This window comes from Aeromicrobium jepli, assembly GCF_047246605.1.
GTDB lineage: Bacteria > Actinomycetota > Actinomycetes > Propionibacteriales > Nocardioidaceae > Aeromicrobium.
This window is the reverse complement of sequence record NZ_JBFOKO010000002.1, coordinates 1-13,361: the sequence shown is the minus strand read 5'-3', so window position 1 is coordinate 13,361 and position 13,361 is coordinate 1. Positions and strand designations below refer to the sequence as shown.

The window sequence follows — 13,361 nt, the reverse complement described above, 5'->3', positions numbered from 1 at the left end:
TGTGACCGAACGCCTCGACCGTGCCCGCATCCTCGCCGGACAGCACGGCATTGACGCCCTGCTCGTGACTCCCGGAGCCGACCTGCGCTACCTCACCGGGTACGCCGCCAAGCCGCTCGAGCGGCTGACGTGCCTCGTCGTGACGCAGCTGGGCTGCCACCTCGTCGTGCCGGCGCTCGAGCGCGCCGCCGCGGAGGCGTCCGGGGTCGAGGTCCCGATCGTCACCTTCGGCGAGACCGACGACCCCTACGCCGTCGTGGCCGACCTCGTCGGGCGCGCCGACGTGGTCGCGGTGGACGACCAGATGTGGGCGTCGCGCGTCTTCGCCCTGCAGGAGGCGTTCCCCGAGACCGGCTTCGTGCTGGGCGGCCAGCTGGTCTCCGACCTGCGCACCGTCAAGGAGGACTCCGAGGTCGAGGCCCTGCGCGAGGCGGGCGCGGCGATCGACCGCGTGCACGCCCGCATGGGGGAGTGGCTGCGTCCCGGCCGCACCGAGCGCGAGGTCGGCGCGGACATCGCCGCGGCCATCCTCGCCGAGGGTCACGAGCAGGTCGACTTCGTGATCGTCGGGTCCGGGCCCAACGGCGCGTCGCCGCACCACGAGGTCTCCGACCGGGTCATCAACGCCGGTGAGCCGGTCGTCGTCGACATCGGCGGCACCACGGCGAAGGGCTACTGCTCGGACTCGACGCGCAACTACGTCGTGGGCGGCGAGCCCGACCCGGGCTACCTCGCCATGCTGACGGTCCTGCAGCAGGCCCAGCAGGCGCAGCGCGAGCACGCCCGTCCCGGTGTCACGGCCGAGTCCGTCGACGCCGTCGGGCGCCGCATCATCGCGGACGCCGGCTACGGCGAGCTGTTCATCCACCGCACGGGCCACGGCATCGGCCAGGAGACGCACGAGGAGCCCTACATCGTCGAGGGCAACACGCTCGAGCTCGAGCCGGGCATGGCGTTCTCGATCGAGCCGGGCATCTACGTCGAGGGCCAGTGGGGCGCGCGCATCGAGGACATCGTCGTGTGCACCGAGGACGGCATCGAGGTGCTGAACAACCAGCCTCGCGATCTCGTGCGCCTGTGAGACGACTGCTCGCGGCGGCGCTGCTGGGCGTCGCGTCCGCCGCGGCGTTCGAGCCGCTCGCGGTGCCCGGCCTCATGGTGCTGGCCGTCGCGGGCCACTTCGCGCTCGCCCGCAGCCTGCGCGACGCGCCCGTCCGCTCGGTCCTGCTGACCGGCCTGGTCTTCGGGCTGGCGTTCATGGGGCCGCTCATCTGGTGGATGAACGCCGTCGACCCGTGGGCCTGGGTGGCGCTGGTCGCCGTCGAGGCGCTCTTCCTGTCCGTCATCACCCTGCTGATGCGGGCGACGGTGCAGGCGCCCTGGTGGCCCTTGTGGGCCGCCGCCCTGTGGACCTCGGGCGAGCAGGTGCGCGGGGCCTTCCCCTTGAGTGGCTTCCCGTGGGGCCGCCTGGCGCACACCGCGATCGACACGCCGTTCGAGGGCTGGGTGCGCCTCGTCGCGATGCCCGCCACGTCGTTCCTCATGGCGCTCGCGGCGGCGCTGCTCGTCGTCGCCGTCACGGACCGGCGCCTCGTGGCGCTGGCGGCCGCGGTCGCCGTCCCGCTCGTCGGGATGCTGCTGCCCACGGGGATCGCCGACGGGGCGGGGATGCGCAGCGTCGCGGTCGTGCAGGGCAACACGCCCGGCCCGTTCCTGCAGTGGCCGCGCGCGGCGATCTTCCGGCTCCACGTGGCCGCCACCGAGCGGATCGACCGGCCCGTCGACCTCGTGCTGTGGCCCGAGAACGGCTCGGACCTCGACGTCTTCGACAACGCCTACGCGCGCGACGAGGTCACCGACCTGTCCCGGCGCCTGGGCGCGCCGATCCTGGTCGGGGCGATCCTCAACGGCCCCACCGACGACTCGGCCTACAACGCCTCGGTGCGCGTGGACGAGAACGGGCCGCACGAGGACGTCTACCTCAAGCAGAACATCGTGCCGTACGGCGAGTACGTGCCGTTCCGCCAGCAGCTCGGGCCCATCGTGCCGCGCTTCGACCGCGACATCCCGCGCGACATCCTCGCGGGCGACGAGCCCGGCGCGATGAAGGTCGCGGGCACCACGGTCGGGCTGACGATCTGCTGGGACATCGCCTACGACGGGGCCGTGCACGGCGCCGTCGACCAGGGCGCCGAGCTGCTGGCGGTGCAGACCAGCAACGCGAGCTTCATGGACTTCGGCCGCGGGGTCCAGCCGCAGCAGCAGTGGGCGATCTCGCGGCTGCGCGCGATCGAGACGGGGCGGTGGGTGACGGTCGCGTCGACCAACGGGATCTCCGGCGTCGTGGACCCCACGGGCCACGTCGTGGCACGAGCTGCCGAGAAGACGCCCGAGACGCTCGTGGAGGACGTACAACTGGCACAAGGGACCACGCCGGCCACGCGATACGGCGACTGGCTCACTCTGGTGATCCACGTCATGTCCGTGGCAGGATGGGTCCTCGGTAAACGCCGGTTACGAACGGAGCGACGATGAAGGCCTTGGTCATCATCCCGACCTACAACGAGGCTGACAACGTCAGCTGGATCTGCGAGAGCGTCCTGCAGCAGCAGCCCGAGGTCGAGATCCTCGTCGCCGACGACAACTCGCCCGACGGCACCGGCGAGATCGCCGACAAGCTGGCCGAGCGCGACCCCCGCATCCACGTCCTGCACCGTCAGGGCAAGGAGGGCCTGGGCGCGGCGTACCGTGCCGGCTTCGCGTGGGGACTGGCCCGCGACTACGACGTCCTGGTCGAGATGGACGCCGACGGCTCGCACCGCCCCGAGGACCTGGGGCGGCTGCTGGACTCGGCTCGCGCGGGCGTGCCGCTGACCCTGGGGTCCCGCTGGGTGCCCGGCGGCAAGGTCGTCAACTGGCCCAAGCGCCGCGAGGCGCTGTCGCGTGCGGCCTCGCTCTACGCGCGGCTCATGCTGGACCTCGGCGTGAAGGATGCCACCGCCGGCTTCCGGGCGTTCCGGCGTGAGACGCTCGAGGCGATCGACCTCGACGCGGTCGAGTCGCAGGGCTACTGCTTCCAGATCGACATGACGCGCCAGACCCGCCTGGCCGGACTCGAGGTCGCCGAGGTGCCCGTGACGTTCGTCGAGCGGGTTCACGGCCAGTCGAAGATGAGCTTCGCCATCGTGAAAGAGGCCCTCACACGGGTCACCGTGTGGGGCCTCCAGCGGATGAATCCCGTCAGGCGCTGACGGACTTCCTCCGTGACTTGCGGTGCAGGTGCGGCGGGCCGATCTCGCCACCGCGCAGCATCTCCAGCCGCTCGGTCAGGATCTCCTCGAGCTCGGCCTCCGATCGACGCTCCAGCAGCATGTCCCAGTGCGTGCGGACGGGCTTCTCGTCCTTGGCCTCCGGCTCGGCGCCGCCGACGCGGCGTCCCATCTGACCCGTCTTGGGGTCCTCCCACTCGGCGGGCACCTCGGCCTCGTCCGACATGGTGACGGTGAAGGTGTGGCCGTCGGCGCACACGTACTCGATCTGCTGGCGAGGCGCCATCTCGACACCGCGCTCGTCCTCGAAGCTCTGGGCTCCCAGCCGCGCTCCGCGCAAGGCTCGTTCTGCCATGTTCGGTCCCCCTTCTGAAGGTCTCCGTCCTGTCCAACGTACGACAGATGCGTGAGATTCCCCTGAGAGGAAAAGTTTCGCCGAGTCAAGGGGTGAGCGCACGCGCACGGTCCTCGACGTGCGCCGGGACTCGCAGCAGCAGGACGAGGCCGGTGGCCAGGACGACCATGATGCCGGCGATGCCCCACCGGTCGGTGTCCTCGCCGAACAGCAGGTTGCCCGCCCAGATCGAGAGGGCGAAGAACAACGGGGCCATGAACGACACGGCCCGTCCCGTCATGGCGTACAGGCCGAAGTTCTGTCCCTCGCGACCGGGTGCCGTGATGCGCGTGAGGTACGTCCGCGCGGCCGACTGCGCGGGCCCGACGAACAGGCACAGGCCGAGGCCGAAGATCCAGAACATGGTGGGGCCGGAGACGAACAGCAGGACCGCCCCGAAGACGAGCATGGACGTGAGCGAGAACACGATCACGGCCCGCGGGCCGATGCGGTCGTCCCAGCGTCCGGCGAGCAGCGCGCCGGCGGCGGAGATCACGTTCGCGGCGATGCCGAAGAGGATGACGTCATCCTTCGTGATCTCGTACACGGAGACGGCCAGGACGGCGCCGTAGGCGAAGACGCCGGCGAGCCCGTCGCGGAAGAACGCGCTCGCGATGAGGAACTTGAGCGTGCCGCGGTCCTCGCGCCACATCGCGCGGATGTCGTTCCAGATGCCCCGGTAGGAGTCCAGCAGCCCCGCCCTGGGCGCGACGTCGTTGGCGGAGGCCGGCAGCTCGGGGACCTTGCGGAACAGCGGGATCGCGAACAGCAGGAACCACACCGCCGCGACGAGCGCGATGAGCCGGATGTTGAGGCCGTTCTCGGAGGGGACGCCCAGCAGGCCGCGGGTGTCGCCGTCGCCGGTGACGAAGCCGAAGTAGCAGATCAGCAGCAGCACGATGCCGCCGAAGTAGCCCATCGCCCAGCCGAACCCGGAGACCAGGCCGACGTTGTCGGGGGTGGAAACCTGCCGCAGCATCGCGAAGTAGGGGACCTGCGTGAGCTCGAAGATGACCGATCCCGCCGCCATGAGCACGAGCCCGAGCCACAGGAAGTGCCAGTCGTTCTCGACGAAGAACAGGGAGGCCGTGATCGCCACGACCGCCATCGTGAGCCACAGCAGGCTGCTCTTGCGCCGCCCGTCGGCGTCGGTGCGGCGGCCCAGCGCTGGGGCGAGCAGCGCGATGAGGACTGCGCCGGCCGCGCTCGACAGCCCGAGCCACGTGGCCGCGCGGAACGGGCCCGGGACGTCGTCGCCGACGGCGTCGACGAGGTACACCGAGAAGATGAACGTCACGATGACGGCGTTGTAGGCGGCCGAGCCCCAGTCCCACAGGCCCCAGGCCACGACACGGCCCCGGTCGGTGCGGGTGGCGACGACGTCGTCGGTCATGCGGGTTCCTTCCACTGGCCGCGCTGGAGCAGCACGTCCTTGAGCAGGTCGGTGCGGTCGGTCATGATGCCGTCCACGCCGAGGTCGGCCAGCCGGGTCATCTCGGCCGGGTCGTCGACGGTCCACACGTGCACGAGCTTGCCCGCGCGATGGACTCGTCTCAGGAATCCGGGCGTCATGACCGGCGCGCGGCCGTGCCGCACCGGCACCTGGAAGATCAGCGGCGCGGCCGGCACGCGCCGGGTGAGCACCAGCTGCGCCACCTCGCGCGAGGAGGCCGAGGTGACGACCCGGGGGAGCCGGGCGCGCATGCGGACGAGGCGCCGGTGCGAGAACGACGCCAGGCAGATGCGGTCGAGGATGCCGAGCCGCTCGACGAGGTCGCACGTGGCGTCGACGGAGTCGTCGGCCTTGACGTCGATGTTCCAACGCGCCTCCGGCAGCGCGTGGACGAGGTCCTCGAGGCGCACGATCGGCTCGCGGTCGCCGAGCAGGGCCCGGTCGATCTCGGCCGAGTCCAGGTCGGCGATCGCGGTGTCCCGGCCCAGCAGCCGGCCCAGCCGCTCGTCGTGGCACGCGTAGACGACGCCGTCGCGGCTGCACCGCACGTCGGTCTCCATGTACCGGTAGCCCAGCTCGTAGGCGTGCGTGAACGCGGCGAGCGAGTTCTCGATCCCGAGATTGGCGTCGACCTTGGCGCCACCCCGGTGGGCGAACGCGATCGGCGGGGCCGGCTCGAGGTACGGCGGTGTCCTCACGCGACCAACCTAGGCCACGAGCCGGCTCCGGACCGTCAGATGTCGCGGAAGGTCTCGATCTCGGCGCCGAGCGCGTTCAGGCGCAGCGCGAGGTCCTCGTAGCCGCGGTTGATGACGTAGACGCTGCGCAGCACCGACGTGCCCTTGGCGGCCAGCATCGCGATGAGGATGACCACGGCGGGGCGCAGGGCCGGCGGGCAGACCAGCTCGGTGCCGCTCCAGTGCGTCGGTCCCTCGATCAGCACGCGGTGCGGGTCGAGCAGCTTGACCTGCGCGCCGAGCTTGTTGAGCTCGGTCAGGTAGATCGCGCGGTTCTCGTAGACCCAGTCGTGCAGCATCGTCTGGCCCTCGGCCGTCGCGGCGATGACCGCGAAGAACGGCAGGTTGTCGATGTTGAGGCCGGGGAACGGCATCGGGTGGATCTTGTCGATCGGGGCCTTGAGCTTCGACGGATGCGTCGTGATGTCGACCAGGCGCGTGTGCCCGTTCTCGGCGAGGTACTCCGCCGAGCGGTCGTAGCGGAAGCCCATCTCCTCGAGCAGGGCCAGCTCGATCTCCATGAACTCGATCGGCACGCGGCGCACGGTGATCTGCGAGCTCGTGACGATCGCGGCGGTGATGAGGCTCATGGCCTCGATCGGGTCCTCGCTGGGCGCGTAGTCCACGTCGCCGCGGATGTCGCGCTTGCCCGTGACGCGCAGCGTGGTGGTGCCGATGCCCTCGATCCGGACGCCGAGCTTCTCCAGGAAGAAGCACAGGTCCTGGACCATGTAGTTCGGGCTGGCGTTCCGGATGACCGTGACGCCGTCGTGGCGCGCGGCCGCGAGCAGGGCGTTCTCGGTGACGGTGTCGCCGCGCTCGGTGAGCACGATCGGGCGCTCGGGAGCGACGCCGCGGGCGGCCGAGGCGTGGTAGCTGCCGTCCGTGGCGAGCACCTTGAGGCCGAAGGGGCGCAGGGCCGTCATGTGCGGCTCGACGGTGCGGGTGCCGAGGTCGCAGCCGCCGGCGTAGGGCAGCTCGAACTCCTCGACGCGGTGCATGAGCGGACCGAGGAACATGATGATGCTGCGCGTGCGGCGGGCGGCCGCGGCGTCCATGGCGCGCAGGTCGAGGTCCTCGGGGACGACGAGCTCGAGGTCGTTCTGGTCGTTGAGCCACGTCGTCTTGACGCCGATGGACTCGAGCACCTCGAGCAGGCGGTTGACCTCCTCGATGCGCGCGACCTTGCGCAGGACCGTGGTGCCGGTGTTCAGCAGGGCGGCGCACAGCAGCGCGACGCCGGCGTTCTTGCTGGACTTCACGTCGATGCTGCCCGAGAGCGTGGTGCCGCCCTTGACGCGCAGGTGGCTGGGACCGGTGGTGGTGCCGACGCTGACGAGCTCGGAGTCCAGGGCGGATCCGATGCGCGCGAGCATGTCGAGGGTCAGGTTCTGCTGGCCCTTCTCGATGCGGTTGACGGCGCTCTGGCTGGTGCGGAGCTCGGCCGCGAGCTGGGCCTGGGTGAGGCCCGAGTGCTGGCGTGCGTCCCGGATCAGGGTGCCGATCCGGGCGAGGTAGTTGTCGCTCTCAGTCATTCGCCCAGCGTATCTCAGATGTGAGATAAACCAAGGCGACGTCAGTGTGACGTGAGGGCGTCCGTCTGGCCCAGGCGCTGCAGGTCCGGCACCCCGCCGTGGTTCTCGACGTGCGTCCAGTAGATGCCGTACGCGACGTCGGCCACCGTGCAGTCGTGGATCGGGAAGGCCGTCCGTGGGGCGACCGAGCGCACGAAGTCGACCGTCTCGCTGACCTTCGCCCACGGCGCCGACAGCGGGAACGCCAGGATGTCGACGCCCTCCGGCCGGTACTCGTACGTGTCGCCGGGATGGAAGAACGTGGGCTCGCCCTCGGCGCTCACCAGGACGCCGACGTTGCCGACGCGGGGGAGGGCCGGAACGATCTCGGCGTGGCGGGAGCCGACCCCGGTCAGGGTCAGCGCCCCGATGGCGAACGTCACACCGTCGCCGGTCGCCTCCCAGCCCTCGAGCGTCTCGGCCGTCTCGGGCTCGGCCAGCAGCCGCGCCTGCGGGTTGGCCGCGACGAGCGCGTCGATGCGGTCGCGGTCGAGGTGGTCGGGGTGCTGGTGGGTCACGACGATCGCGTCGAGTCCCGTGAGCTCGAACGCCGAGGCGCTGAACACGCCCGGATCGAGCAGCACGCGGGATCCGGCGGCCTCGACGAGCACGGCGGCGTGGCCGTGACGAGTGACGTCCATGGTCGCCATCGTGCCACGATGGGGCCATGGACGAGCGCGAGATCCTGACGTGGGAGACCTACGGCGCGGCCGTCCGCGAGCTGGCCCAGGCCGTCGCGGACTCGGGCTTCGTCCCCGACATCGTGCTCGGCATCGCCCGCGGCGGCCTCGTTCCGGCCGGCTCGGTGGCGTACGCGCTGGACTGCAAGAGCCTGTTCACGATGAACGTCGAGTTCTACACCGGCGTCGGCACGACACGCGAGGAGCCGACGCTGCTGCCGCCGTTCCTGGACCTGAACGAGCTCCGGGACGCGTCCGTCCTCGTCGTCGACGACGTGGCGGACAGCGGCAGGACGCTGGAGCTCGTGGCGCGGGTGTGCGACGAGCACGCCGGGACGGTCCGTACGGCGGTCATCTACGAGAAGCCGCGGTCCGTCATCACGCCCGACTACGCGTGGAAGCGAACGGACCTGTGGATCAACTTCCCGTGGTCGAGCGAGCCCGTCATCACCCCGCGCACGGGCGTGCAGGACGCCTGATGTCCGCCGGCCGCGTCGCGGCGACGATGCCCGACGTGGCCGCCGCCATGGACGTTCCGGGGGCCGCGTGGGCCGTCGTCTCCGGCGAGCGCCAGGTCGTCACGCTCGGCGCCACCGGCCCCGTGCGGCGAGACACGATCTTCCGGATCGCCTCGATCACGAAGCCGATCGTGGCGGTCCTCGCCCTGGCCCTGGTGGAGGACGGGGTGCTCGCGCTCGACGCGCCGGTCGACCGGTGGCTGCCGGAGCTGTCCGGCCGCCGCGTGCTGCGGGCGCGCGACGGCGCGTTGGAGGACACGGTCCCGGCCGGGCGGCCGACGTCGCTGCGCGACCTGCTCCAGATGGGACTCGGGATCGGCTGGGACATGGTCACGCCGGGTGAGGCGCCGTGGCCCTCGGCCGTGTCCCGCAGCGACATCGTCTCGACGTGGACGTCGCCGGTCGTGCGGCCCGACCGCTGGGCCGAGCTCGCGGGCGCGCTGCCGATGGCGCACCAGCCGGGGGAGGGCTGGCTGTACCAGTTCTCCTTCGACGCCGTCTCGGTCCTGATCGAGCGAGCCACCCGGCGCCGGCTCGACCTCGTGCTCCGCGAGCGGCTGCTCGACCGCCTGGACATGCACGAGACCGGGTACAGCGTCGGCATCCGGGATGTCGACCGCGTCTCGTCGGCGCTCTTCCCCAACCGCGCGGGCCGTTTCGTCGAGGTGGCGCCGTGGGGCGACCCGCGGCTCATGACCGTGCCGGTGTTCCGCGGCGGCGCGACGGGCCTGCTGTCCACGGTCGCCGACCTCGCCCGGTTCGTGCAGATGCTGGTGCGCGAGGGACGCGGACCACGCGGCCGGGTGATCTCGCCGGCCTCGGTCGCGCTGTTGCGGACCGACTGGCTGACGGGTGCGGCCGACGCCATGGCGCACGAGTTCCTCGAGCCCTCGATGGGGTGGGGCCTGGGCTTCGGCGTCGACCGCGAGGCCCGGTACCCCGGATCGCACCCCGGGCGGTTCGGCTGGGACGGCGGCACGGGCACGAGCCTGTGGGTCGACCCCGCGTCGGGCGTCGGCGGCGTGCTGCTGACGCGGCAGGGGCTGGGCTCGCCCCAGCCGCCGGCGTACCTCGACGCCTTCTGGACCGCGGTCCACGCGCCGTGACACGCCCCGGATCGAACGAACGTTCGATCAAAGGGCGTACAGTGCTGTCATGTGGTTCCAAGGATCATTGCTGGACGGTGACGCGGGGGTGCGCGTCGGTCCGCTGACGGGGGTCGAGCGGCACGAGCTGACGCGGGGCGCGTGGGTCGACACGCTGCCCGGCTGGATCAGCGGCGCGGACGAGCTGTTCGAGACGCTGCAGAGCGAGGTGCCCTGGCGTGGTGAGCGCCGCGAGATGTACGACCGCGTCGTCGACGTGCCACGGCTGCTGTGCTTCTACGGACAGGGCCGGCCGCTGCCGCACCCGGCGCTGGAGCAGGCCCGGGAGGCGCTCTCGCAGCACTACGCGGACGAGCTCGGCGAGCCGTTCGTGACGGCGGGGCTGTGCTACTACCGCGACGGGAACGACTCGGTCGCGTGGCACGGCGACCGCATCGGCCGCAGCCGCACCGAGGACACGATGGTGGCGATCGTCTCGCTGGGGGAGCACCGCCGGCTCAGCCTGCGCCCCGCCGGCGGCGGACCCCAGACGGGCTTCAGCCTCGGCCACGGCGACCTGTCGGTCATGGGCGGCAGCTGCCAGCGCACGTGGGAGCACGCGATCCTCAAGACCGCCAAGGCGGTCGGCCCGAGGATCAGCGTGCAGTTCCGCGTCGCCGGCGTTCGGTGAGCACCCTCAGCGCGTCGGTCGACCACAGCGCCCACAGCACGAGGACGGGCTGGAAGAACAGCCGCAGGAACCGCGCGCGGTCGGTGTCGAGGCCGAAGCCGTCCGCGTGGTTGAGGTGCTGGGCGACGTTCCCGGGGAAGACGGCCACGAAGAACGCCGCGACGACGAGCCCGACGACTCGCCGGTGGCGCGGCAGGGCCATGAGCGCCGCACCCAGGGCGATCTCGACGATCCCGGACACCACGACGGTGACGTCCTCGTCGATCGGGATGCTCCGCGGCACCTGCGCCTGGAACTCCTGGCGGGCGAACGTCAGGTGGCTGACGCCGGCGAAGGCGAGCACGGCTCCGAGCAGCAGCCTGGCGACGGTCCTCATGGCGACGACGCTAGGTCACCGGGAGTCGATCCGCTCGTAGAGCACGTGGTCCTGCCAGTCGCCGCCGACGCGCAGGTAGTCCCGCGCGACCCCGAAGCTGCGGAACCCGTTGCGCTCGAGGACGCGCTGGCTCGCCTCGTTGTCGAGCCGGGTCGCGGCCTCGATCCGGTGCAGCCCGAGGCGGCCGAAGGCGAGGGTCACGATCTCGTCCACGGCGCGGGTCGCCAGGCCGCGGCCCTGCGCCCGGGCGTCGAGGTAGTAGCCCAGCACGCCGCGACGCGCCGGGCCCAGGGCGATCTCGTTCAGGTTCACCCGGCCGACGACGTCGTCGCCGTCGAGGATCACGCGCGGGAACGACAGGCCCTCGGCGTGACGGCGCAGTGCGTCCTGGATGATCGCGCGCTGTCCCTTCGGGGTGAAGTACGCCGGTGGGCGCTGAGGCTCGATGGCGGCCATCGCGTCGCGGTTGCGGTGCAGGACGTCCGCGAGCGCCTCGGCGTCGGTCGCGGCGACGAGGCGGGTCACGGGCATGCGCCCAGTGTGACAGTCGCGTGACCCTTGGTGGGGTCATTGACGACGATGGCATATCGCGTTTCGATAACATCGAGATTCGATATGGATGGAGTTCGTCATGAAGGCACCCTTCGGCACCGCCACGAGGTCGGACGTCTGGCTGACCCTCGCACTCGCGCTGGTGGGCATCATCGCGACGCTCTGGGACGCGATCGCCCGCCTCGCGGAGGTCCTGCCGAACCAGGACGTGCCGGTGGACGTGCAGGTCACGGCGTCCTCGCAGACGCTCGCCATCGAGGGCGTCGGCCGGGCGGTCCCGGCCGAGGTCGACCGCTTCACCGTCCACGTCTCGGACCTGCCGCCGGGCACGTACATCGCTGCGATCGCCGCGGCGGTGGTGCCCGCCGCCGCCGTGATCACCGTCCTGGTGTGCCTGGCCTGGCTGCTGCGCAACATCGGCGCGGGGCACTACTTCAGCCGCCGCAACACCCGACTGGTCACGACCGCCGCGCTCGCGACGGTCGTGGGGTGGCTGCTGACGGCGGTCGCGAGCACGGCGGCCGGCAACGGCGCCCTCGCGCTGCTGAGCGAGGACCCCGACGCCGGCTTCCGGATCACCGTGAGCATCTCGTTCCTGTACCTGTTCGCCGCCATGGTCGCCGGCTGCGTGGCCGCCGCCTTCCACACGGGCGAGCGGATGCAGCGCGACAGCGACGGCCTGGTCTGATGCCACCGGAGGACGAGGCCCACCGGGTCCACTGCCGGCTCGACGAGCTGCTCGCCGAGCGCGGGATGACCCTCACGCGGCTGGCCGAGCTCGTGGGCGTCACCGTCGTCAACCTCTCGGTCCTGAAGAACGACCGGGCGAAGGCGATCCGGTTCACGACGCTCACCGCGATCTGCGATGCGCTGGGGTGCGAGGTGGGCGACCTTCTCGTCGTGACGGAATGAAACCGGCGCGCGGACGTTGACCCGAGTGTGAAGAACATCGGCTTCCTGTCCTTCGGCCACTGGTCCGACTCTCCCCACTCGGGGACGCGCTCGGCCTCCGACGCGCTGCTGCAGTCGATCGACCTGGCGGTGGCGGCCGAGGAGCTCGGCGCCGACGGCGCGTACTTCCGCGTCCACCACTTCGCCCGCCAGCTCGCCTCGCCGTTCCCGCTGCTGGCCGCGATCGGCGCGCGCACCTCGCGCATCGAGATCGGCACGGGCGTCATCGACATGCGGTACGAGAACCCGCTGTACTTCGCCGAGGACGCCGGCGCGGCCGACCTGATCTCCGGTGGCCGGCTCCAGCTCGGCATCAGCCGGGGATCACCGGAGCAGGTCGTCGACGGCTTCCGCTACTTCGGGTACGTGCCGCCGGAGGGACAGAGCGACGCCGACATGGCGCGCCAGCACACCGAGGTCCTGCTGCAGGTCCTCGAGGGGAAGGGCTTCGCGCAGCCCAACCCGCGCCCGATGTTCCCGAACCCGCCGGGCCTGCTGCGCGTCGAGCCCCACTCGCCCGGCCTGCGCGACCGACTCTGGTGGGGCGCCGGCTCGCGCGCCACCGCCGAGTGGACCGCCCGACTGGGCCTCAACCTGATGAGCTCGACGCTGCTCACCGAGGACACCGGCGTGCCGTTCCACGAGCTGCAGGCCGAGCAGATCCAGCGCTTCCGCGACGCGTGGAAGGAGGCCGGCCACGAGCGCGAGCCGCGCGTGTCCGTGAGCCGCAGCATCATGCCCCTCGTGAGCGACCTCGACCGGGCGTACTTCGGCCACGAGTCCCGCAGCACCGACCAGGTCGGCTTCCTCGAGGGCGGGGCGGCGCGCTTCGGCCGGACCTACGCCGCCGAGCCCGACGTGCTGGTCAAGGAGCTGACCGAGGACTCGGCGATCGCCGCGGCGGACACGCTGCTGATCACCGTGCCGAACCAGCTCGGCGTCGACTACAACGCGCACCTCGTCGAGAGCCTGCTGACGCACGTCGCGCCGGCGCTCGGCTGGCGCTAGCTGTACTCGGCAGACACGTTGGTGACACGGGGCTTGTGAAAGAGGAGGACCTCCCGGCTTAGTGGAGATGTCT

16 protein-coding genes are annotated in these 13,361 nt (G+C 71.4%); 9 read left to right on the top strand and 7 right to left on the bottom strand.

Translation table 11 applies throughout. The features are described 5' to 3' along the window. The first annotated feature begins 1 nt into the window (after nt 1). The 3 genes from AB3M81_RS03780 to AB3M81_RS03770 are packed head-to-tail and all read left to right on the top strand — an operon-like array spanning nt 2 to nt 3,251. Nucleotides 2-1,081, top strand: coding sequence for a M24 family metallopeptidase (locus AB3M81_RS03780; protein ID WP_412902581.1), 1,080 nt, complete (start codon nt 2-4; stop codon nt 1,079-1,081). Next, nucleotides 1,078-2,535, top strand: coding sequence for an apolipoprotein N-acyltransferase (gene lnt, locus AB3M81_RS03775; protein WP_412902580.1), 1,458 nt, complete (start codon nt 1,078-1,080; stop codon nt 2,533-2,535). Before AB3M81_RS03780 ends, lnt begins: the two co-directional genes overlap by 4 nt. After that, nucleotides 2,532-3,251 (top strand): polyprenol monophosphomannose synthase, encoded by a 720-nt coding sequence (locus AB3M81_RS03770; RefSeq protein ID WP_412902579.1) that lies wholly within the window; start codon nt 2,532-2,534, stop codon nt 3,249-3,251. The genes lnt and AB3M81_RS03770 overlap by 4 nt, the downstream gene beginning before the upstream one ends. Here AB3M81_RS03770 and AB3M81_RS03765 read toward each other — a convergent pair. From AB3M81_RS03765 to AB3M81_RS03745, 5 genes are all read right to left on the bottom strand, one after another. Beyond that, on the bottom strand, nt 3,241-3,624 hold the full coding sequence (locus AB3M81_RS03765) for an RNA polymerase-binding protein RbpA (RefSeq protein WP_412902578.1): 384 nt from the start codon (nt 3,622-3,624) through the stop codon (nt 3,241-3,243). The two genes, AB3M81_RS03770 and AB3M81_RS03765, sit on opposite strands and share 11 nt — an antisense overlap. Before the next feature lie 85 nt (nt 3,625-3,709). Next, nucleotides 3,710-5,056, bottom strand: coding sequence for an MFS transporter (locus AB3M81_RS03760; RefSeq protein ID WP_412902577.1), 1,347 nt, complete (start codon nt 5,054-5,056; stop codon nt 3,710-3,712). Then, on the bottom strand, nt 5,053-5,814 hold the full coding sequence (locus AB3M81_RS03755) for a glycerophosphodiester phosphodiesterase family protein (RefSeq protein ID WP_412902576.1): 762 nt from the start codon (nt 5,812-5,814) through the stop codon (nt 5,053-5,055). Before AB3M81_RS03755 ends, AB3M81_RS03760 begins: the two co-directional genes overlap by 4 nt. A 35-nt stretch (nt 5,815-5,849) precedes the next feature. Continuing rightward, nucleotides 5,850-7,388, bottom strand: coding sequence for a UDP-N-acetylglucosamine 1-carboxyvinyltransferase (locus AB3M81_RS03750; protein ID WP_412902575.1), 1,539 nt, complete (start codon nt 7,386-7,388; stop codon nt 5,850-5,852). Nucleotides 7,389-7,429: 41 nt separating this feature from the next. Next, nucleotides 7,430-8,068, bottom strand: a complete 639-nt coding sequence (locus tag AB3M81_RS03745; RefSeq protein ID WP_412902574.1) for an MBL fold metallo-hydrolase — start codon at nt 8,066-8,068, stop codon at nt 7,430-7,432. Nucleotides 8,069-8,094: 26 nt separating this feature from the next. Between AB3M81_RS03745 and AB3M81_RS03740 the strand changes: the two genes are divergently transcribed. Genes AB3M81_RS03740 through AB3M81_RS03730 form a run of 3 tightly spaced genes read left to right on the top strand, consistent with a single transcriptional unit; the run spans nt 8,095 to nt 10,401 of the window. Continuing rightward, on the top strand, nt 8,095-8,586 hold the full coding sequence (locus tag AB3M81_RS03740; protein WP_412902573.1) for a phosphoribosyltransferase: 492 nt from the start codon (nt 8,095-8,097) through the stop codon (nt 8,584-8,586). Beyond that, complete coding sequence (locus tag AB3M81_RS03735; protein WP_412902572.1) at nt 8,586-9,731, top strand: serine hydrolase domain-containing protein; 1,146 nt, start codon at nt 8,586-8,588, stop codon at nt 9,729-9,731. Before AB3M81_RS03740 ends, AB3M81_RS03735 begins: the two co-directional genes overlap by 1 nt. A 49-nt stretch (nt 9,732-9,780) precedes the next feature. Next, the gene (locus tag AB3M81_RS03730; protein ID WP_412902571.1) at nt 9,781-10,401 is read left to right on the top strand and encodes an alpha-ketoglutarate-dependent dioxygenase AlkB; all 621 of its coding nucleotides are present in this window, start codon (nt 9,781-9,783) and stop codon (nt 10,399-10,401) included. Here AB3M81_RS03730 and AB3M81_RS03725 read toward each other — a convergent pair. Further along, nucleotides 10,367-10,777, bottom strand: coding sequence for a DoxX family protein (locus AB3M81_RS03725; protein WP_412902570.1), 411 nt, complete (start codon nt 10,775-10,777; stop codon nt 10,367-10,369). The genes AB3M81_RS03730 and AB3M81_RS03725 overlap by 35 nt on opposite strands. 15 nt (nt 10,778-10,792) lie before the next feature. Continuing rightward, the gene (locus AB3M81_RS03720; RefSeq protein ID WP_412902569.1) at nt 10,793-11,308 is read right to left on the bottom strand and encodes a GNAT family N-acetyltransferase; all 516 of its coding nucleotides are present in this window, start codon (nt 11,306-11,308) and stop codon (nt 10,793-10,795) included. 100 nt (nt 11,309-11,408) lie between these two features. Between AB3M81_RS03720 and AB3M81_RS03715 the strand changes: the two genes are divergently transcribed. From AB3M81_RS03715 to AB3M81_RS03705, 3 genes are read left to right on the top strand one after another with little or no spacing between them, the layout of a single operon-like run. After that, entirely contained in the window at nt 11,409-12,017 is a 609-nt protein-coding gene (locus AB3M81_RS03715) for a DUF2975 domain-containing protein (protein ID WP_412902568.1), read from the top strand. Continuing rightward, entirely contained in the window at nt 12,017-12,241 is a 225-nt protein-coding gene (locus AB3M81_RS03710) for a helix-turn-helix domain-containing protein (RefSeq protein ID WP_412902567.1), read from the top strand. The genes AB3M81_RS03715 and AB3M81_RS03710 overlap by 1 nt, the downstream gene beginning before the upstream one ends. A gap of 27 nt (nt 12,242-12,268) precedes the next feature. Further along, the gene (locus tag AB3M81_RS03705) at nt 12,269-13,288 is read left to right on the top strand and encodes an LLM class flavin-dependent oxidoreductase (RefSeq protein WP_412902566.1); all 1,020 of its coding nucleotides are present in this window, start codon (nt 12,269-12,271) and stop codon (nt 13,286-13,288) included. Nucleotides 13,289-13,361: the final 73 nt, after the last annotated feature.